The sequence below is a fragment of the Pseudoalteromonas sp. S3260 genome (assembly GCF_005886925.1).
In the GTDB taxonomy this organism is placed as follows: domain Bacteria; phylum Pseudomonadota; class Gammaproteobacteria; order Enterobacterales; family Alteromonadaceae; genus Pseudoalteromonas; species Pseudoalteromonas tetraodonis.
Window position 1 is genome coordinate 1 of record NZ_PNCV01000060.1, and the last position, 18,719, is coordinate 18,719.

Annotated in this window: 21 protein-coding genes; 7 read left to right on the forward strand and 14 right to left on the reverse strand. The window is 39.5% G+C overall.

All coding sequences use genetic code 11. The features are described 5' to 3' along the window. On the reverse strand, nt 1-284 hold a 284-nt coding region (locus CWC14_RS10805; RefSeq protein WP_502705421.1), incomplete at its 3' end, for an HvfA family oxazolone/thioamide-modified RiPP metallophore. A 188-nt stretch (nt 285-472) separates the two neighbouring features. Here CWC14_RS10805 and CWC14_RS10810 point away from each other — a divergent pair. Both CWC14_RS10810 and CWC14_RS10815 read left to right on the forward strand, forming a co-directional pair. Further along, complete coding sequence (locus CWC14_RS10810; RefSeq protein ID WP_138562879.1) at nt 473-1,453, forward strand: tRNA-dihydrouridine synthase; 981 nt, start codon at nt 473-475, stop codon at nt 1,451-1,453. 59 nt (nt 1,454-1,512) lie between these two features. Further along, nucleotides 1,513-1,839 (forward strand): TraR/DksA family transcriptional regulator, encoded by a 327-nt coding sequence (locus tag CWC14_RS10815; RefSeq protein ID WP_138562881.1) that lies wholly within the window; start codon nt 1,513-1,515, stop codon nt 1,837-1,839. Between the two features lie 14 nt (nt 1,840-1,853). On the opposite strand, the gene CWC14_RS10820 is transcribed toward CWC14_RS10815, so the two are convergent. From CWC14_RS10820 to pyrC, 9 genes are all read right to left on the reverse strand, one after another. Continuing rightward, the gene (locus tag CWC14_RS10820; RefSeq protein WP_013465199.1) at nt 1,854-2,897 is read right to left on the reverse strand and encodes a hypothetical protein; all 1,044 of its coding nucleotides are present in this window, start codon (nt 2,895-2,897) and stop codon (nt 1,854-1,856) included. A 61-nt stretch (nt 2,898-2,958) separates the two neighbouring features. Further along, nucleotides 2,959-4,218, reverse strand: a complete 1,260-nt coding sequence (locus CWC14_RS10825; protein ID WP_028835054.1) for a tetratricopeptide repeat protein — start codon at nt 4,216-4,218, stop codon at nt 2,959-2,961. Between the two features lie 11 nt (nt 4,219-4,229). Continuing rightward, entirely contained in the window at nt 4,230-4,847 is a 618-nt protein-coding gene (locus CWC14_RS10830; protein ID WP_008109338.1) for an energy transducer TonB, read from the reverse strand. Continuing rightward, a complete protein-coding gene (locus CWC14_RS10835) occupies nt 4,847-5,251 on the reverse strand; it encodes an ExbD/TolR family protein (RefSeq protein ID WP_006792384.1) in 405 nt (134 codons plus the stop codon). Before CWC14_RS10835 ends, CWC14_RS10830 begins: the two co-directional genes overlap by 1 nt. Nucleotides 5,252-5,265: 14 nt before the next feature. Continuing rightward, nucleotides 5,266-5,790, reverse strand: a complete 525-nt coding sequence (locus CWC14_RS10840) for a MotA/TolQ/ExbB proton channel family protein (protein WP_010388565.1) — start codon at nt 5,788-5,790, stop codon at nt 5,266-5,268. Further along, a complete protein-coding gene (locus CWC14_RS10845) occupies nt 5,790-7,154 on the reverse strand; it encodes a MotA/TolQ/ExbB proton channel family protein (RefSeq protein WP_138562883.1) in 1,365 nt (454 codons plus the stop codon). Before CWC14_RS10845 ends, CWC14_RS10840 begins: the two co-directional genes overlap by 1 nt. A 6-nt stretch (nt 7,155-7,160) precedes the next feature. Beyond that, entirely contained in the window at nt 7,161-7,931 is a 771-nt protein-coding gene (locus CWC14_RS10850) for a DUF3450 domain-containing protein (RefSeq protein ID WP_013465204.1), read from the reverse strand. A gap of 854 nt (nt 7,932-8,785) precedes the next feature. Then, a complete protein-coding gene (locus CWC14_RS10855) occupies nt 8,786-8,989 on the reverse strand; it encodes a cold-shock protein (protein ID WP_138562885.1) in 204 nt (67 codons plus the stop codon). Between the two features lie 419 nt (nt 8,990-9,408). After that, the gene (pyrC, locus tag CWC14_RS10860; RefSeq protein ID WP_138562887.1) at nt 9,409-10,458 is read right to left on the reverse strand and encodes a dihydroorotase; all 1,050 of its coding nucleotides are present in this window, start codon (nt 10,456-10,458) and stop codon (nt 9,409-9,411) included. Between the two features lie 214 nt (nt 10,459-10,672). Between pyrC and CWC14_RS10865 the strand changes: the two genes are divergently transcribed. After that, a complete protein-coding gene (locus tag CWC14_RS10865; RefSeq protein WP_138562889.1) occupies nt 10,673-13,042 on the forward strand; it encodes a GGDEF domain-containing protein in 2,370 nt (789 codons plus the stop codon). 149 nt (nt 13,043-13,191) lie between these two features. Here CWC14_RS10865 and CWC14_RS19930 read toward each other — a convergent pair whose 3' ends face one another. Next, nucleotides 13,192-13,317: a hypothetical protein gene (locus tag CWC14_RS19930; RefSeq protein WP_008114243.1), complete on the reverse strand. Its 126-nt coding sequence runs from the start codon at nt 13,315-13,317 to the stop codon at nt 13,192-13,194. A 178-nt stretch (nt 13,318-13,495) separates the two neighbouring features. Between CWC14_RS19930 and CWC14_RS10870 the strand changes: the two genes are divergently transcribed. Both CWC14_RS10870 and CWC14_RS10875 read left to right on the forward strand, forming a co-directional pair. Next, a complete protein-coding gene (locus tag CWC14_RS10870) occupies nt 13,496-14,383 on the forward strand; it encodes a LysR family transcriptional regulator (RefSeq protein WP_008114241.1) in 888 nt (295 codons plus the stop codon). 54 nt (nt 14,384-14,437) lie between these two features. Continuing rightward, on the forward strand, nt 14,438-15,202 hold the full coding sequence (locus CWC14_RS10875; RefSeq protein WP_249928741.1) for a YdcF family protein: 765 nt from the start codon (nt 14,438-14,440) through the stop codon (nt 15,200-15,202). A gap of 129 nt (nt 15,203-15,331) precedes the next feature. Here CWC14_RS10875 and CWC14_RS10880 read toward each other — a convergent pair whose 3' ends face one another. After that, complete coding sequence (locus tag CWC14_RS10880; protein ID WP_138562893.1) at nt 15,332-15,901, reverse strand: DedA family protein; 570 nt, start codon at nt 15,899-15,901, stop codon at nt 15,332-15,334. Nucleotides 15,902-16,245: 344 nt separating this feature from the next. Then, a complete protein-coding gene (locus CWC14_RS10885) occupies nt 16,246-16,998 on the reverse strand; it encodes a Nif3-like dinuclear metal center hexameric protein (protein WP_008114252.1) in 753 nt (250 codons plus the stop codon). A gap of 150 nt (nt 16,999-17,148) precedes the next feature. Here CWC14_RS10885 and CWC14_RS10890 point away from each other — a divergent pair, with 150 nt between their 5' ends. Further along, complete coding sequence (locus tag CWC14_RS10890) at nt 17,149-17,511, forward strand: hypothetical protein (RefSeq protein WP_008114254.1); 363 nt, start codon at nt 17,149-17,151, stop codon at nt 17,509-17,511. A 32-nt stretch (nt 17,512-17,543) separates the two neighbouring features. Here the strand turns inward: CWC14_RS10890 and CWC14_RS10895 are convergent, their stop codons facing one another. Beyond that, complete coding sequence (locus CWC14_RS10895; RefSeq protein ID WP_138562895.1) at nt 17,544-18,020, reverse strand: HPP family protein; 477 nt, start codon at nt 18,018-18,020, stop codon at nt 17,544-17,546. A 101-nt stretch (nt 18,021-18,121) separates the two neighbouring features. Here CWC14_RS10895 and CWC14_RS10900 point away from each other — a divergent pair, with 101 nt between their 5' ends. Then, nucleotides 18,122-18,697 (forward strand): TetR/AcrR family transcriptional regulator, encoded by a 576-nt coding sequence (locus CWC14_RS10900; protein WP_138562897.1) that lies wholly within the window; start codon nt 18,122-18,124, stop codon nt 18,695-18,697. Nucleotides 18,698-18,719: the final 22 nt, after the last annotated feature.

Below are 18,719 nucleotides of genomic sequence, written 5' to 3' on the forward strand. Positions count from 1 at the left end.
GCCAGACTGCCCCCCCCCCCCGCCACCCCCCACCCGCCCCCGTGACTCGCTTTAGCATCACCGCCGCATTTACCTTCGCCGCACTTGCCTTCTTTTTTCGCTTTAGCGTCGCCGCCACATTTACCTTCGCCGCACTTGCCTTCACCAGCGTCTAATTGATAACCAGCTACCATTTGTTGAAATTCAAATGGGTTGGCTTGTACATCTGCACTGGCCATACTTGCACTGCCAACAACCACTGCGCCGAGTGTTAATGCAATTGAATTTTTCTTTATTGTATTCATTTTTTATTACCTTCTAAACTTGTTGAACATCATTATACAAGTAGACCTGCATAAAACTAAAAACTTTCACATTATCTATTTTTTCAAAAATAACTTAGTAAACTAACTATAAACCCTAATAAGCGTTTTATCAATTTATGATTTACAGGTAAACTGGCGCTCTTTTTCAGTAATAAATTAATCACACTATGAAACTTGTTTTAGCACCGATGGAAGGTGTCGTTGACTTTAAAATGCGCCAACTACTCACCGACATAGGTGGCTTCGATCTTTGTGTGACCGAATTTATCCGTGTTGTAGATACTTGCCTTCCAGATAAAGTATTTCACCGTTATTGCCCTGAACTTAAAAATGCGGGGCTCACTCGTAGTGGTACTCCAGTTCGCATTCAGTTATTAGGCCAAGTAGCTGAAACCCTTGCTGAAAATGCAGTAAAAGCAGTTGGCTTAGGCTCTCATGGTGTTGATTTAAACTTTGGTTGCCCAGCAAAAACTGTCAATAAAAGCAAAGGCGGTGCTGTATTACTCAAAGATCCAGATCATATGTACTCGATTATAAAAACGGTAAGGGATGCCGTTGATGATGAGCATGAAGTAAGTGCTAAAATTCGCTTAGGTTTTGATGATGATAGTAACAGCCAAGAAATTGTCGATGCCGTTGTTAGCGCTGGTGCTAACAGCATTGCTATACATGCACGTACTAAACGCGATGGCTACAATCCACCCGCCTATTGGGAAAAAATCCCTCCTTTGGTCAAAGATAAAAAAATTGCAGTGGTCGCCAATGGGGAGATTTGGCAGGTAGAAGATGCCCTTTTATGCCAAAAGCGCAGCGGTTGCACTGACTTAATGATTGGTCGTGGCGCGCTTTCACATCCTGATCTAGCAAGAAAAATTAAAGCGCAGGTTAATAAAGAAAGCTACAGTGAACTGACATGGGAAAATATTTTACACCATATTATTCATTCATCTATGCACCAAACAGCAAGCAAAGATACTAAATACTTTGCATCTCGAACAAAACAATGGCTTGGTTATTTAAAACGCCAATATCCACAAGCAGGACTATTATTTGATGAAATTCGTCGTTTAAAAGCCAAGGATGAAGTAGCCGAAGTGTTAAAGAAGTATGCGAAAGCGCCACAATTTGATACAAATCATAACATCTAAGATAATCTAACTAGATAATAGCAGTATCACTGAGTACTAATTTAAGGGTTATACTGCTAATGCATCATCAGCAACGACTAAACGATGAAATTGAAAGTGTTAAAGCGACTATATTAAGCTTGCTATCACAATCTACACACCCTACACATCAAAATTTGCTTTGTATACTAACCCGTACCTCAAATGAAGAGTGGCTTGATATAGCAGCTCAGCAATTAGGCACCGAGTATAATCTCTTGATTGAGCGTATGAATAAGCTTGAAGCGGCAATAAGCCAAATTGACATTGGCCAGTATGGTTACTGTTGCGACTGTGAGGAAAAAATATCAGCGCAGCGCTTAGAGCAAGACCCAGCAGCGCAGCGATGTGATCAGTGCGCTAGTTAATAGCGCACTAAAGTTTAATTAAGTAGTTGTGGAGCAAAACTAAACGCTTGCCCTGGATAAAAAAGAATATCTTCAACTAATAAAGTCGCTTCCTCTTCACTTATGTTTAATCGTTTAAGTAAATTTAAGCGTGCTTGTGACAATGTCCAAGCGTGATAATGCACCCCTAGATCAGTTTCCATCATAGCCATATAGAGCAATTCATCGGCTGGTTCTAATTGTGAAGCGTTAGCCCTCAGAGGTAATAGCGTATAACCCGTTAACCAGTCTAAACCCGCTATTTTCGAATCAGTTAAAAGTAATGTGGTAAGCTGTGAGGCATTTGAGGCTTCTACCGTTGTTTGCTGTTTTTGACTCTGCATTGATTTGAATTTGCTATCAATACGACTTAGCCACTCAAGCGGTGAGAGCACAGCATTTGCAAAATAATTTAATTTACTTTGATACCACTGACTGCCATTAGCAAGGCCTGATAAACCAATGCTGCCTCTTGGCTTATAGTCCGCCAAATAATTGTTTAACTCACTCAACGCTGCATTAAGTTCAACCGGTGTGTTAGTGCGATTTATGGCTTGTTGCACGTACTTTTTTAAATAACTATGTTCAACTTTATTTAGCTTTAAATTACTTTGCTCGGCAGCTTCTAGCTGAGATTTTACAAACCTTAACCATTGCTCAATATTTTTATACTGGGCATCATTTTTCGCCATAGTGAGCATATTAGCCAAAACATTTGTTTGTGCAGGCCATGCAAAATAGCGCTCTGGGAATCGCTCAGCAATAACTAAATAATTAACCTGATTGGTTTGCTCTGCTGATAACTGCATTTGCATTAGCTGCTGATAAATAGCGTGGCGACGCTCTAAATAAGCATCTGTAAAAGGGAGCTGCTCATTACTGAGCTGTGTAACCTGTGAATTCGGCTGCGCACTTAAAGCCGTATTAAGTGATATTAACGCGCTTTGCGCTTCTTCATAAGATGAAAATATATCCGTAGGCTTAGAGCAAGACGTTAATAGCAAACAAAATAGCAGTGAAATAATAGGCGTTTTTTTCATGTCAATCCCAATAAAAAAAGCCCCAATGGGGCTTTTTAAAAATACTAGAGTACATTAAATACTAAATTTTAACACCGTTGCGAGCGGCTTTATCTTTAATATATGTAGCCCAACCTTTAGCAAACCTACGTGTGCTTGGGTCGTCCATGGCTTTAGTAATAGCAGCATAAGCTTGCTTATACTTACCTTGGTAGTAAAACGCTTCAGCTAAATCTGAATAAATAGTGCCTTTTTTATCAGAGCCAAGCTCTAATGCTTTGTTCAAACGAACAACAGCAGCGCTGAATTTTTCAGATTGTAAAAGTAATGAACCTGCTTTGCGGTAGAGCTCAGCGTCGTCATCAAATTTAGCAGCTTCTTCGTAATACTTAGCAGCTTTCTCTATATCTTTCGAACGATGGTAGTTACTAGCAATCGCGCTAATATTTTGCTTAGTGCGTTTTACTTTCTCTTCTTTAACAGCCTTTTCAAGCGTTACTGCTGCTTTGTAAGGAATTTCGTTTAAAGAATAAAAGTTAGCCAGTACTTTGTATTCAACTTCGTTTTCGAAGTAACCATTCTTGTATGCAACTTCCATAGTTGCTAGACCTTTTTGGTAGTCTTCGGTTTGTAAATAATACTTACCTAAACCTACCCAAGACTTTTTGTCTTCAGGCCATACACGAACAATTTCTTCTGCAACTTTAACCATATCTTGATATTGCTTTTTCTCAAAATAGGCAGCTAATTTAAGTTGATAAGGAGCTTTATTTGGCTCTTCAGATAACTTAATTGCTTTGTTTGCCGGTTCAAGAACCTGATCAAATTGTTTAAGCTCATAGCTTGCTTGCGCAATACGAGTGTAAACTTTCGGGTCCTCTTCACCTGTGAAGTCCATCCAATCAGAATATGCTTGCTTGGCAGCACTGTATTGTTCAGTACCCGCATACATATCGCCCAAGGTTTTTAAACCTTGAGCCTGATCAGCAAAGTTCAATACATCCGGTGCAATCGCTGCTTTCATATACTTAATTGCAACTTTGTATTGCTCTTTTTGAGCGTACATGCTGCCTAAGTAACGATTAACAGTTGCTTTATCAAAGTCATTAGACGGATCTAACTCTTTCAATAACGCTATTGCACCATCAACATCATCTTCGTTATACAAATCAAACGCTTTAATTACTTTTTTACCAGTACGTTCGCCCATGATTTTAGTTTTTGCTTTCTTACGCTCTTCAATCTTTGCGTAATCTGGCGCCGCTAAAACAGGTGCAGTTAATGATGCACCTGACACAGACATAAGAATTGCAAGTGCAGTTACTTTAGAAAAATTTCTCATTACTCGCCTCCTTAGTTGCCTTGGTTAAGTTTAAAGTCTAGTTGAACTTGTAAACCAACTTGCTTTTGTGGTTTCCCGTCAATGATCTTAGGACGGTATTTCCACTTACGCAATGCACGTTTAGCTTCACGGTCAAAGATACGTTTTGGATCTGCGTCGATAACATCAACGTCAATCACGCCACCTAACTCATCAATTGTGAACGAAAGTTGAACCCAACCTTCTTTACCATCACGTGCTGCTTGTGTTGGATATTTTGGTTCAATACGAACGATAGGTGTCGCATCACCATCTCGTCCAAATGCACCTGGACCACTTAGTCCACCGGCCGTGCTTCCCACATCGATACTTGGCATATTAAATGACAAGCCACCAGTATTTGGGTTGCTATTTTCCGGCTGTGGCGGCTGCGGTTTAGGCGGCTGCTTTGGCGGTGGCGGAGGCGGAGGCGGTACACGCTTCCTCTCCTGCACCTTAGATTCAGGCGGATTCGTCATAATTTCGACTATGATCTGCTCTTTTTGTTCCGTATTACGGTCAGCCCCACCAGAGATGAGGTATGCCATGAAGTAGAACAAGCCGAAAGTAACTGCCCCACCTGCAATCAGTGAAAACAGAAAACGAATCATTACTGATCTCCAGCTATTGAAATTCTCAGGTTATCACCCGTCGCTTTAATCTGGTCCATCACTTTAACCACTGTGCCGTGTTTTGCTTCTTTATCAGCTTGCAAAATTACAACATCAGTAGGTTGTTCTGCTAATAAACTTTCGATTTTTGCTGAAACACGTTCAACATCAACTTGCTGTTTATCAATCCAGATTGCTCCGTCACTGCGAATTGCAATAAAAATGTTAGCATTTTTTTGCTTCGTAGCTTGGGCAGCTTTTGGTTTATTGACCTCGATACCAGCCTCTTTAACGAACGATGTAGTTACGATAAAGAAAATAAGCATGATAAATACGATGTCAAGCATTGGCGTCATATCTACCGCTGCTTCTTCTTCTTCACGAAAACGTTGTTTACGTGCCATATTTAATTCTCTCTCTAGTGATGAGGCATACTATCTACAAGTTTGGCTTTCACCATTCTCGCTCTTGCCTCAAGGCGTGAGCTAAAGAATACCCCAGATAGTGCCGCAACCATTCCAGCCATTGTTGGGATTGTTGCCATTGATATGCCTGATGCCATTAAACGTGCATTACCTGTACCTTGGGTTGCCATGGTTTCAAAAACCGCGATCATACCCGTAACAGTGCCAAGTAAGCCTATTAAAGGACATACAGCTACTAATGTTTTAATCAACAACATACGCTGATCTAATTTTTCAGACGCTTCAGAAATCCATGCTTCACGGATTCTGTGTGCGTACCAAGACGTAGTGTCTTGGCGGGCATCCCACTTAGCTACAATTTCCTTCGTTAAACGAGGAAACTCAGCAAGTAAGAACCAATAGCGCTCAATCATTAAAACCCACATAAGAAAGAGTGCTATCGCGACCACGTATAAAACCTGGCCGCCTGTGCCAACAAAATCCCTGATAGATTCCCAGATCTCCATCAGGACTAGCATTAGGCTTTCTCCTTCTCCGCGTGAGTCGCGATGATACCCGCGCTTTGCTCATCAAGGATATGTAGTACCGACTTACTACGACCTGCAACAATTGAATGAAGTAGGATAAGTGGTAGTGCTGCAATTAGACCTAGCGCTGTAGTTACAAGTGCTAGAGAGATGTTACCAGCCATGATCTTCGGATCGCCCGTACCGAACAATGTGATTGTTTGGAACGTTAGGATCATACCGATTACCGTACCTAGTAGACCTAGTAATGGTGCGATAGCAGCAAGGATCTTGATGATGTTAATACCCGCCTCGATGCGTGGCGTTTCACGTAGAATCGCTTCATCAAGTTTAAGCTCAAGGTTTTCAACATCTTGATTTTTGTTGTCAGAGTACACTTTAAGAATACGACCCAATGGGTTGTTTGTATTCGGTGTAGACAAGTTCTTAAGCTGAGCTTTGATCTTAGAAGTAGTAAGCGCTAAATCAACGAAACGTACTAAGAAGATTAAAAGACCTACAGCAAGCAATACGGTGATGATGTAACCAACTTCAGCACCTTGCTCGTAGTACTCCATAAGAGACTTCTTCTGCGTGTTGATACGTAAAATTGCACCACGTGTAGGATCCACGAATACGCCAGCGTAGTTATCAGCTGAAGTACCTTCTAGATCAGAAATACCTTTAAGGATATAGCTGTCAGGTTGCTTACCTAGAGGCTGGATAGATTTAGTCTCTGGTGAGTAGATTAAGTAGCCGTCGTCTGTAACTAAGTTGAAGTTACCGATACGTGTTACTTTTTTCATTGACGGGTTACCGTCAAGACCTGCAACTTCAGTTTCAAACGTTGAAACTTTAGCTGACTCAGTCATTTCTGTTTGAAGTGAAATCCAAAGTTCTTCTAACTCACGAACTGTTGGAAGTTCTTTAGCCGCAGCTAATGAACGAAGTACTTCAGCACGACCTGGTTTTTCAGCACTTACTAAAGATGCTTCAATTGAACCAATCGCGTCAGCTGCTGCACGACGAACAACACCAAACATTTCACCTAACGTACCTTGCGCGTTTTGAAGAGCTTGCTCTTTTTCCGCTAAAGTATTTTCGTTTTGTGCATATTCTTTGCTAAGACGATCACCACGTGCTTTTTCAGCAGCTAATTGGCTTTTCGCTTTGTTAAGTAACGCTTGCTTATCAGCACGATCTGACAAGAACTCTTGTTCACGTTGCTTATTGATTTTTCCTTCAGAGATACGCTCTTGCTTTACTTGCTCAAGAATTTTATCTAAAGCATCAGTATTTGCATGTGCATTAAGCGCGGTACCGGCAGAAACAGACAGTACTGCTGCAACAGCAAAACCTTTAAATAGTTTCTTCATTATTGATTACTCCGCGCCAAAAATTGGTAGTTTAACAAGTTCTAGTGTGGCTTGCTTACGCGCCATACGGATCACTTCTTTAACAGGTTTTAGGTATTCTTCGCCTAATTCTTTCCACTGTTTAGTGTTGTTATCCCACACCCAAGCGTGTTTTAGATCGAATGATTGCGCTACATAAGTGATACGACCTAAACGACCGATATCAACGTTAATGCTACGACCATCAACATCTAAAGTACCTTGAGAAGCAGTTACAGCTGAACTGTATGCTGTTTCAACAGTGTACGCTTCAAGTACCTGACGGAACTTCTCAGACGTTGTTACAGATGCAGATGCCATGATCTCACGTAATCTTTCAACACGTCCAAGACGAGTTTCAAGGTTAAATGGAACGTCCGCTTTGATGAATTGCTCAAGCGTATCGATCATGCGATACATCAAAGGCACAACGTTTTGTTTAGTGTTATCGATAGTCGCGATTTGACGATCGAACGATGCGATAGACGCATTTTGGTCAGCGACCAAACGTGCTACGTGATCGTTGTACACTTTCATAAGTTCAGTCTCATCAACGATGCTACGGTACTCAGCGATTAGCTCCTGAGTTTGACCATATACATTGTCAATTTTAGTTTGAGACTTAACCGCAGCCTTTTGAATTGTTTGACCTGCTTTTTGCACGTCATTCAAAGGATCTGCAATCACATTGCTGCTTGCAAATGCAAAAGCGCCAACCAACGCAGTTGCTACAAGACTCTTTCTGATTTTAACAGACATAGTTCCCAACCAATTAAGTAATGTTACTTTTATAATTTAATTATCAACCCGCAAGGGGAAGACAACCCTGATATCTTTTAATAGATATCAACTTACCAATAATGCTAAATGCATTAAGTCATGTCAACTTCATGTTTCGCATAACCTATAAATAAATCAGCTTGTTTGTAAGATATTTAAAGGGCTCACACAAAAAAATTAACATTATCGTAACCAACGTGACAAATGCAATTTCAGCAAAGCCAGATATAGTAAGAATACTGATAAACCACCTAGTTAAAGTAAACAAAAATATAACATTTAAAATTAACTTAATCGTGGCTGAAAAAAAATTAAAAATAAGCTTATTTTCTGTCCCGAATATTCTTTTTTAGTGGTTTTTGAGACTTTTTAAGCTAAAAATACAGCTAATCGTTATTATTCGCGCATTCGTCGCATAGTAATAAGGACGTGCCGATTATCTAAAAAGCAATACAAAGGAGGGGAAATAGATTACAAAGAATCATTTTTATTAACACCTGTGTTTTTTGTTTCTACTGATCATTAATATCCTGCCGATTTTTTATATTTTTCCATGGAGAAATATCAATCTTACGCACTTTAATGAACTCAATATAATTAAACTTACATCAAGCAGTAGACTAAATTTAAATCGCTAGGCGATCATTGGCCAACAACGGACTAGCCATAAAGGTTTAAGTTTAATTTGGTATATCGGAGTTAAAAATATGAATAACGGATATCAGAAATGAAAGGCAATACAGAGAAATTAAAAATAGAGTTGATAATTATTTAAGAATTATGGTGAAACAGGTTAGTGTTTCACCACGATAAACTTAGGTTCACATAATAAATTATGCTACTTCTACGTTCTCAGCTTCAGGGCCTTTTTGACCTTGCTTGATGCTGAAAGTCACTGTTTGACCTTCGCTAAGAGTGCGAAAACCAGAACCAGTGATTGCGCTGAAATGTACAAACACGTCAGGACCATTTTCTTGTTCAATGAAACCAAAGCCTTTAGCTTCGTTGAAAAATTTTACTTTACCAGTAACCGACATACTAAATTTTCCTGTAAGTCAATAATTAAAATTCAGCCATATAATTATGGCAATATCCTCCCTGAGTCAATGCCCAAAAAACTGGAGGTGATAGTACAGGAAGAAGTAATAACCAAACCGGTAACCTTAAACGCAGCACAATACCGTAATTCAATACGCAAAAACTCAAAGCCAATTAAGATTAACACATTAAAATTTTTTTAGCTCTATTAATTAGGATTTATTTTTGAAGTTTCATTGTTTTACTAACTACGGTGTAACCTTTTAATTTTTATAGAAAATAACAAGCAAAACATTGTATTTTTTATAAACAGATTACAATTGCTTTAAAATAGTTTTTATCAGTATGTTTTTTAGCCACTTAAAATAAAAAACCACCTTGAATTTAAGGTGGTTTAAAGTTTAGTGTTTAAATATTACTATTTAACTTGCCAGTCAATAACGCTCTCAGCTTTGATTGGTACTACTTCAGAGTCACCTAACGAGTAGCTTGCCGGCACTGTCCAAGGCGATTTTTCTAAGGTAATAGTGTCGGTGTTACGTGCTAAGCCATAAAAATCTGGACCAAAATGGCTTGCAAAGCCCTCTAACTTATCAAGCGCACCAGCCTCTTCAAAAGCTTCAGCATAAAGTTCAATAGCAGCATGTGCAGTGTAAGCACCTGCACAACCGCATGCAGCTTCTTTTTTATCTTTATAATGTGGCGCTGAATCAGTGCCTAAAAAGAATTTTTTATTGCCACTCGTTGCCGCCGCCATAAGTGCTTGCTGATGAATGTTTCGCTTTAATATAGGTAAGCAATAATAATGTGGGCGAATGCCCCCTGCTAACATATGGTTACGGTTGTATAGTAAATGATGCGCAGTAATTGTAGCGGCTACGTTATCAGAGGCACTTTCTACAAATTCTACCGCATCTTTCGTTGTTATGTGTTCAAGAACAATTTTAAGCTCAGGGAAGTCAGCGACAACATCGCCTAGAATAGTTTCTAAAAACACTTTTTCACGATCAAATATATCAATAGACGAGTCGGTTACTTCACCATGGACGAGTAACAGCATGCCAACTTCTTGCATTGCTTTTAACACCGGATAAATATTTTTAACCGATGTTACGCCAGAATCTGAATTTGTGGTTGCACCCGCTGGATACAATTTAGCTGCAAATATTTTACCCGTTGCTTTTGCCTTTTTTATCTCTTCTGGTGTCGTTTTATCAGTAAGATAAAGTACCATTAGTGGCTCAAACTGCCCTTGAGGTTTCGCTGCCATAATGCGCTCTCGGTACGATAATGCGGTTTCAGTACACGTGGCTGGCGGTACAAGGTTTGGCATTATGATGGCGCGGCCCATGTAGCGGCTAATATCACGTACTGTATCTTTAAGTTGCTCACCATCACGTAAATGGACATGCCAATCATCAGGACGAGTTATGGTTAATGTGTTTTTTGAATCGGTATTAATGCTCATTACTTTTTTCCACGGCTGAATTTATCCGATCATAGGCATATGGAAAGATCTAGTAAAGTGTTATCTAAACTATTCCCCTCTATGAGTGCTGCAAAATGCTATTGGGTTTAAGTTTAACGACGATTACACTCGTTTAAGCGTTTTATTTTGAACATGCTTTTTATTTATGTTAACTTGCCAGTGCTAACATAAATAAAAAGAATAAAATTACCCTATGTCGAATCATATCGATACCTATAAAGCGCTCGAAGTTAAAACTGAACAGCTCAGCATAATAAATCAGTTTTCCTCAAGCTTATTACAGCTCGATACCCTAGAAGAGTTATTTGACTATGTAACCACTCAAGTAGTAAACCGCCTTGGGTTTGTTGATTGTGTTATTTACCTGGCTGATGAAACACGTTTACAGCTAAATCAAGTCGCTTCTATGGGCATAACCCACGCCAGGGACGAATACCAAGCAGAGCGCAAAGTTATTGGCTTTAACGAAGGTATAACCGGTTATGTTGCCCGTACAGGCACAGCTATTATTATTGGCGATGTAACACAAGACCCTCGCTACATTGCTGATGAGCGCCCTGCTCAATCAGAGTTGTGCGTTCCACTTATATACAAGGATCATGTTTTAGGGGTTATTGATTGTGAACATCCAATAAAAAACTACTTCACAAACGCCCACCTAGAAATATTAACCACGGTTGCACATTTATTAAGTGCTAAGCTAAACCAAGTAAACACGGTCAATAGCTTAAAGCACACAGTAAAACAGTTAAATGATGCGCAAAAGCTTGAAAACAGCTTACTGCAAATAGCTAACTTAACGTATAAAGCCAGTAACCTAGATACCTTTTTTGAGTCTCTTCACAGCATAATAAATAGCTTACTTCCTGCAGATAACTTTTTTATTGCCCTTTACGATAAGCAAGTAGACATACTCGATTTGGTTTACATCGTTGAAGAAGGCATTCAAACGCACGCCCACAAAAAAATATCAAAAGAGCAATTAAAAGACACAGCTTCGTATTACCTACTAAAATCAGACCGTGTACTGCTATTAAATCAAAACGATTATCAGCAACATATAGATAACGGCGACTTTAAACTTGTTGGCCGTCTTTCTGAATCTTGGCTAGGTGTGCCTTTTAAAGCAAATGATAGAATAAGCGGTGTAATTGTTGTTCAAAGTTACGATAAAAAGCTGCATTACAACGAACACGACAGCGCTCTTTTAACCTACGTGAGTAGGCAAATTAGTATGGCCATAGATAGGCAGCTTGCAAGGCAAGAGCTTGAACACAAAGCATTGCATGATGAGCTAACAGGCCTAGCTAATCGCTCGTTACTTATTGAGCGTATTAAACATGCAATTTTGCGTTTATCGCGTGTTAAAAAAGGCACGAGCCATGCCTTGCTTTATTTAGATTTTGATCGATTTAAAAGTATCAATGATTCGCTTGGCCATGAGGTTGGCGATCACTTTTTAATTAAAATTTGTGAGCTAATAAAAGGCACCGTAAGAAACACTGATACGTTTGCACGCCTTGGTGGCGACGAATTTGCTATTTTTATGGAAAACATCACGCACAGAAACCAGGTTAGCGAAGCGTTAAAACGAATAAACACAGCCCTTGCTAAGCCACTTAATGTGGATAGTCATTTATTGCAAGCATCAACCAGCATTGGCATCGCCTTTAGTGAAAGCAGCGACGATAAAGCCTATTTGCTATTACAGCAAGCCGATGCCGCTATGTACGAAGCTAAATCAAGCGGGCGTGGCCAAGTTAAGTTTTTTAATAACACCATGCGTAAAAAGCTCAAAACACATGCCGATATAGAAAACGACTTACAACACGGCATTGAACACAACGAATTTGAGCTTTATTTTCAACCTATTTTTACTATAGCGACAAGCGAAGTTGTCGGCTTTGAGGCATTAGTGAGATGGCACCATCCCAAAAAAGGGTTTGTGCCACCAAATGAATTTATTCCGATAGCCGAAACCACCGGGCAAATTATTAACCTCGATTTGCACTTGCTTGACCTCGCTGCACAACATATTGCGCACTGGCACACATTAGGGCATCGCTTTTTAAAAGTAACGGTCAATGTGTCATCGCGTCATTTTGCCAGCCTCGACTTTGTTGCCCAAGTTCACGCATTATATAATAAATACCAACTGCCTTTAGGGTCGTTGTGTTTAGAAATCACTGAATCAGGGCTTATTGCTAACCTTGATTTAGCAACTCAAATAATAGAAGGGCTAGCCCCACTTAAAGTAAAGTTATGCTTAGATGACTTTGGTACTGGATACTCAGCACTTGGTTACTTACACCAATTACCTATTCATATTTTAAAAATAGATAAAAGCTTTATCGATCACCTCAACAAAACCAATAACCCATTAGTAGAGGCCATTCTCTCATTAGCGCAATCACTAAACTTTGAAGTTGTGGCTGAGGGAATCGAAACCCAAGAGCAACTAAGTATTTTACAAGCCACCCAATGTAATTACGGGCAAGGCTTTTTAAAGTCAAAACCAGTTACAGCACAACACGCCATTAAGCTTATCCACAAACCGCTGTAGTAGCTGTTATCAAAAGGCTTACTTTTTCACAACCAAAAAGGTGTAAAAAGTAAGCCCCGTAATACCCATTCGTTTATTTAAGCGCTTAGTTTTGAAGTAATAAAACATGTTGTTGCTCTTTAAGCTTTAGCCCATTAAAAACATACCTGTTATTGCGCGTTGTGATAATTACTTATCCCTCTTAAAAACCAGTGCCATTTATTAAGCTGCCCTGCCCATAACGCGCTTTTAATAGCCGCTGCATAACCCAACAATACAACTTGAGCTAAACTCATGCCAAACTCATCAAACCAGTAACAACTAAAGTACCCACATTAGATAATTTAACTTTAAGGGCATATTTTAGTAAATAATAGATCATTTTAGCCATCTAGACGTTGAAACGTTTTTTGTAAAGGCGTAGTATGTAGTCAATCTGAGCCAAACTCACTTTTCCCTTGAGAATTATTAAAGATGATTGACATTAAACACTTAAAAACAATTGCTACCCTTAAAGAAACGGGTTCTCTCGTCAATACAGCCCGCGAACTATTTTTAACTCAGTCAGCTTTATCACATCAAATCAAAGATTTAGAAAACAAATTAGACTGCCAGTTGTTTGAGCGTAAAACTCAGCCAGTCCGATTTACACCTCAAGGTATGTTATTACTTGAATTAGCACACGAAATATTACCTAAATTAGAAGCCACCAAGTGCCGACTCAAAGAAAGCCTAAACCAGCCTATTTCGCAGCTGCGTTTAAGCGTTGAATGTCACGCCTGTTTTCATTGGTTATTGCCTACTATCAAAGAATTTAATAACTTTTGGCCTGATATAAAAATTGATTACGAGCGTGGCTTTAGTTACGACGCTATCCCAGACTTATTAAATGATGAATTAGATCTCGTGCTTACATCAGATATTCGCGACCCTGACAAACTCGAATACGCCCATTTGTTTGACTTTAAGCTGAAACTGATTGTGGCACCAGATCACGACTTAGCGAAAAAAGCCTATGTAACTGCGCTTGATTTGAAAAGCGAAACTATTATTTCTTACCCTATTCCGCGTGAGCGCCAGGATATATTTAAGCATTTCATCCAAAATGCGCGTTTTGACGGTACGCTAAAGACGGTTGATCAAGGTTTACTTATATTTCAATTAGTCAGTGCAGGTATGGGTGTGGCCGCCTTACCCGATTGGTTAGTAACCCCGTATGAAAGCCAAGGGTTAATTAAGTCAATTCCACTGGGCGCGCTTGGTTTAACTCGTCCAATGTACTTAGCGATGAAAAAAGATATGAAAGACAATCCAGTTTATCGTCACTTTTTAAACACCTGTAAATTAAATAACGGTCGATAAACCTTAAACTTATGAGTAACATGCTAATAAATATACTTAACCATGTTGCTCATTATGTTTGAACTAAAAAAAATACTGGGCGGCTTGCTCATGCCGTTACCTTTGTTGGGTTTAGTAAGCCTAATATTACTTATTTTTGCGCTCAAACAACGAAAAGTCGCAATCGCTTTATCTTTAATGAGCCTTGTAACTTTGCTACTTGCCAGCACCCCTTTGGTGGCCAACTTACTGATTAAAAATAGCCAACCAACCTCATTAGCATTTAATTATCTTAAACACCCCAATTTAGATAAAATTGTGGTGCTTGGCTGTGACATAAACCCCAACCCTGCATTGAGTGCTAACAGTCAGTTAGGTAATTGTGCGTTAACCCGTTTGGTGGAAGGAATGAGACTTGCTAACATTTATCCTCATGCGCAGCTGATTGTTTCAGGTGGGGGGTATGAGAAAGTCACCAACAGCGCGTTAATGTATAAAACCGCAATTAGCTTAGGTATTAATAAAAATCGTATTGTGCAAAATCCAAACGCAATGGATACCGCCCAAGAGGCAAAACTTTTAGCCTCAAAACTCGTTGATTACAAGGTCGCTTTAGTCACCTCAGTAAGCCATATGCCCAGAGCAAAAAATTTATTTAATGCGCAAGGCATTAACGTTATCCCTGCCGCAACCGACTACCACAACTTTGCCGCTTTCCCTTGGTATAAACAACTCATACCCAATGCAAAAGCACTACTAGTAGTCACCCAGTATGCTCATGAAGTTATTGGCAATGCGTGGATAAATGTACGCCGTACAATTAACCCTGAAGCACTTTAATTAAGTTAACGCTTATTACGCTGGGTAAATTCCCCCTAAAAAACCGCAATTATTTGCGTTTTACACAGAGGGTTATGAAAAAATCAAACTGAATATTCGTTTATAGTAGCGTTGGGTGTTTTGTTATTCTTAGAGGGTCTTAACCTCAGCTGTTTTATTCCAAAGCCGGTACAGTGTCACTAAAAATACGCAAAGAAGTAGCAGACTTAGTGCTGTTAAATTCTCAACACTTAAAGCATCAAAAGTAGCACCGAAAATGTAGCCTCCACCGACTAAAACAATAACCCATAGCAGTGCAGAGCATCCATTTAACACACTAAAACGGCGCCAACTAATTGCTTTAAGCCCTACGGGAAGGGCACCAATCGTGCGTAATCCTTTAGGATAACGATATAAAAAAATGTAGGCTGTGCCATGGCGTTCAGCAAGCTCACTGGCTGTTTTAAATAATCGACCAAGGCGGCCTGGTTTTTCAAGCGATGCCGCGCCATACGCTCTTGCTATAGCAAAGGGTAATTCATCGCCCAAGTAGCCACCCATAAAAGCAGCCAAAGCAACAAAACCAACATCTAGTGCGCCAGTATGTGCAGCATAGCCTGCGAACAAAGGTAGCCAACCACTTTTTAACGCACAATAACCAAAAAATAACAGATAAACCAACAACCCGTACTGCTCAATTAAAGCTAATACCCCTTCCATTTCATTCCTTTAAAGTAACTACCTTAGTAGCAAGCAAAGTAACATTGTAATTTAAACGAGGTAAGTACAGCGAAAGATCTGTGTTTTTTGCAATATAAGAATGGATGTAATCGTGGCTTTGAGCGTAAGTTGATACCTATTACGTTTATTCAATTTTTTGGATGTATAAAGCCAAAAATAATTAACTCACAAAAAGGATAAAAGGGTATGCGGGTATATAAAAAATCAACATACTGACTTACCATAGTTTGCTAAATTAGCTATTTAGAACGCTATATTTTAAATAACCTACCCTAAATACGTTACAAGTAGGTTATTTATAAAATTACTTTTAAGCTAGGTGTTTACACAGGATTGTCTATGTCAATAAATGTCACGTCAAAGCCATGTTGCTTAGCAAGATATTCGCCTAATGCTTTTATACCGTAGCGCTCGGTGGCGTGATGGCCTGCGGCAAAAAAGTCGATATTTTGCTCGCGTGAGCTGTGAATGGTTTGCTCTGATGCCTCACCAGTTAAGTAAGCATCAATACCTTGCTCGGCTGCTAAGTCGATATACCCTTGCCCGCCACCTGTACACAAAGCGATGGTTTCAATTTTATCAGTACGTACTAAACTCGTTAGTGGCTCGCGCTTAAGCACTTGGCTTATTTTTTTAGCAAATTCACTGCCCGTTAACGGTGTTTTTAAACGTCCTTTCATCGCTACACTGATGTTAGTTGGCTCAAGGCCTGCTTCAATTTCAATATCGAGCAATTGCGCCAGCTGTGCGTTATTACCCATTTCAGGGTGAATATCTAATGGCAAATGATAGGCAAATAAATTGATGTCTTTAGCTAAAAGCGCAGCCACACGACGTTTTTTCATGCCAGTGATAGGTTGTGACTCGCCTTTCCAAAAATAGCCATGGTGTACCAAAATGGCATCGGCATTATTTTCAATCGCGGCATCAATAAGTGCTTGGCTTGCCGTTACACCCGTTACTATGGTGCGTATCTCATCTTTACCTTCTACCTGAAGCCCGTTTGGACAAAAATCGTTAATGGTTTCTGGCTTTAACAGGGTGTTTAATAATTGATTAAATTCTCTACGTTGCATACTACTTACCTTACTTTGCACTGAATTTTGTACAAATTTTGGCGGTTATGCGCTAAAAATGAAAGGAAAATCGCAAAAAATTGAAAAACAGTTCTAAAATAGGTATAAATATCTCTTCTTTATCTGTGTAAACAACGTATAGGGTCTCTGATGAGCAAACTAGACAAAACAGAAGTGTTATCTGCCTTTGAAGCTGCATATGAAGCTGCCAACGGTAAAAAACCTGAAATAACAACTAAACCTGGCTGGTATAGCATTGATGGCGGCAAGAACATGCGCCTAGCTGATGTAGCAGAGCTGACTAAAGAATTAAGCTCTGGTAAGTCTACAAAAAAAGCTGCAGTAAAAGCACCTGCTAAAAAAACTAAAAAAGCTGCTCCTGTAAAAGCACAGAAAAAAGCGCCTTTCACCGTGATCACACAAAACGAAGAAGGCTACACAGCAGAAGAGCTTTGGATAGTTGAGCTTGCTCGCAAAGATCACGATTGCCGCCTACCTCGCGGTGTTGTTTGATCAGCTGAGTGCTTTGTATAAAAGAAACCGCGTTAAGCGGTTTTTTTATATTTATTATCCATCAAGTATTGAATAAACCACCTCGCAACAAAGCCAGACAAAACTATAAATACAGTTCCTGCCAGTACTTGCATTATTAAAAAATCCCAACTTTGGCCAGACTCAATAATTAAGATAGGGTTTGCGCCGGCAGCAGGGTGAATAGTTTTTGTGATTATCATTAATGTTATAGCAATACCCACAGCCAGCCCAATCATAATCGCACTATCAGCACTATAGTAGCTAAAAACAACCCCAATCATTGCGGTCAGCATATGCCCCCCTATTACGTTTTTTGGCATAGCTAACGGGCTCTGCGATACGCCAAAAACAAGTACAGCTGCTGCGCCGAATAGCGCCATTAACCAAATACCGTAATCACCCAAATAATTTAGCCACGCCAAAAACCCCAAAACAAAAGTAGAAAAAAAACCTGCGATTAATGCCGACTTTATTTGCTCACTATGCATATTACCTCCTCAAAAGTAGACCGACCTGTCTACACCTGCAATATAGACAAGTCGGTCTACCTATGTAAAGCTGTGTTTTTACTGCTCAAATTTGGAATATCATGGATAAAAAACAACAAATAATCAGTACGGCACTGAGTCTTTTTTATAAAAAGGGTATACACGCTGTTGGTATTAATGAAATTTTAGCTGTATCGGGCATTGCAAAAAAAACCTTATATAAGCACTTTGAAAGCAAAGACGCGCTTATTTGTGCTTGTTTAGTCGCACGTGACATCTGCTTTAACGCTTGGCTTAAAAAAATATGTATACAACCAAGTGCTATGTTAGTCGCACAGGCAATTTTTGCCGGACTGAAAAAGTGGATTAATAATGAGGTTTCAGAGTTAGGGTGTTTTAATGGCTGCTTTTTTATTAATACTGCAGCTGAGTACCCTGTAGAGAACGACCCTATTGCCAAACTTTGCAAACAGCACAAGCAAGCGAACTTTGAGATCATACTATCAGCTCTTTTAGAAACGCCTGAATTTGCTCACAATAGAGAAAAAGCAATTGAAGCCACGCAACACTTACTTATTCTAAAGGAAGGTTATATATGTAGAGCGAGGGTGATCCATGATGTAACAGTGACTCCACCTAGTGATAATATTTTAAAAGCGATAGTAGCGGTTGGTTAAATAGGTAAATACAGTATTAAAA

Bases quoted from the DNA above. Each gene is read 5' to 3' on its own strand.
- CWC14_RS10900 (WP_138562897.1), top strand. From the start codon at position 18,122: ATGGATAAAAAACAACAAATAATCAGTACGGCACTGAGTCTTTTTTAT.
- CWC14_RS10825 (WP_028835054.1), bottom strand. From the start codon at position 4,218: ATGAGAAATTTTTCTAAAGTAACTGCACTTGCAATTCTTATGTCTGTG.
- CWC14_RS10880 (WP_138562893.1), bottom strand. From the start codon at position 15,901: ATGGAAGGGGTATTAGCTTTAATTGAGCAGTACGGGTTGTTGGTTTAT.
- CWC14_RS10845 (WP_138562883.1), bottom strand. From the start codon at position 7,154: ATGAAGAAACTATTTAAAGGTTTTGCTGTTGCAGCAGTACTGTCTGTT.
- CWC14_RS10890 (WP_008114254.1), top strand. From the start codon at position 17,149: ATGAGCAAACTAGACAAAACAGAAGTGTTATCTGCCTTTGAAGCTGCA.
- CWC14_RS10855 (WP_138562885.1), bottom strand. From the start codon at position 8,989: ATGTCGGTTACTGGTAAAGTAAAATTTTTCAACGAAGCTAAAGGCTTT.
- CWC14_RS10835 (WP_006792384.1), bottom strand. From the start codon at position 5,251: ATGGCACGTAAACAACGTTTTCGTGAAGAAGAAGAAGCAGCGGTAGAT.
- CWC14_RS10810 (WP_138562879.1), top strand. From the start codon at position 473: ATGAAACTTGTTTTAGCACCGATGGAAGGTGTCGTTGACTTTAAAATG.
- CWC14_RS10895 (WP_138562895.1), bottom strand. From the start codon at position 18,020: ATGCATAGTGAGCAAATAAAGTCGGCATTAATCGCAGGTTTTTTTTCT.
- CWC14_RS10830 (WP_008109338.1), bottom strand. From the start codon at position 4,847: ATGATTCGTTTTCTGTTTTCACTGATTGCAGGTGGGGCAGTTACTTTC.
- CWC14_RS10850 (WP_013465204.1), bottom strand. From the start codon at position 7,931: ATGTCTGTTAAAATCAGAAAGAGTCTTGTAGCAACTGCGTTGGTTGGC.
- CWC14_RS10870 (WP_008114241.1), top strand. From the start codon at position 13,496: ATGATTGACATTAAACACTTAAAAACAATTGCTACCCTTAAAGAAACG.
- CWC14_RS10840 (WP_010388565.1), bottom strand. From the start codon at position 5,790: ATGCTAGTCCTGATGGAGATCTGGGAATCTATCAGGGATTTTGTTGGC.
- CWC14_RS10815 (WP_138562881.1), top strand. From the start codon at position 1,513: ATGCATCATCAGCAACGACTAAACGATGAAATTGAAAGTGTTAAAGCG.
- pyrC (WP_138562887.1), bottom strand. From the start codon at position 10,458: ATGAGCATTAATACCGATTCAAAAAACACATTAACCATAACTCGTCCT.
- CWC14_RS10885 (WP_008114252.1), bottom strand. From the start codon at position 16,998: ATGCAACGTAGAGAATTTAATCAATTATTAAACACCCTGTTAAAGCCA.
- CWC14_RS10865 (WP_138562889.1), top strand. From the start codon at position 10,673: ATGTCGAATCATATCGATACCTATAAAGCGCTCGAAGTTAAAACTGAA.
- CWC14_RS19930 (WP_008114243.1), bottom strand. From the start codon at position 13,317: ATGAGTTTAGCTCAAGTTGTATTGTTGGGTTATGCAGCGGCTATTAAA.
- CWC14_RS10875 (WP_249928741.1), top strand. From the start codon at position 14,438: ATGTTTGAACTAAAAAAAATACTGGGCGGCTTGCTCATGCCGTTACCT.
- CWC14_RS10820 (WP_013465199.1), bottom strand. From the start codon at position 2,897: ATGAAAAAAACGCCTATTATTTCACTGCTATTTTGTTTGCTATTAACG.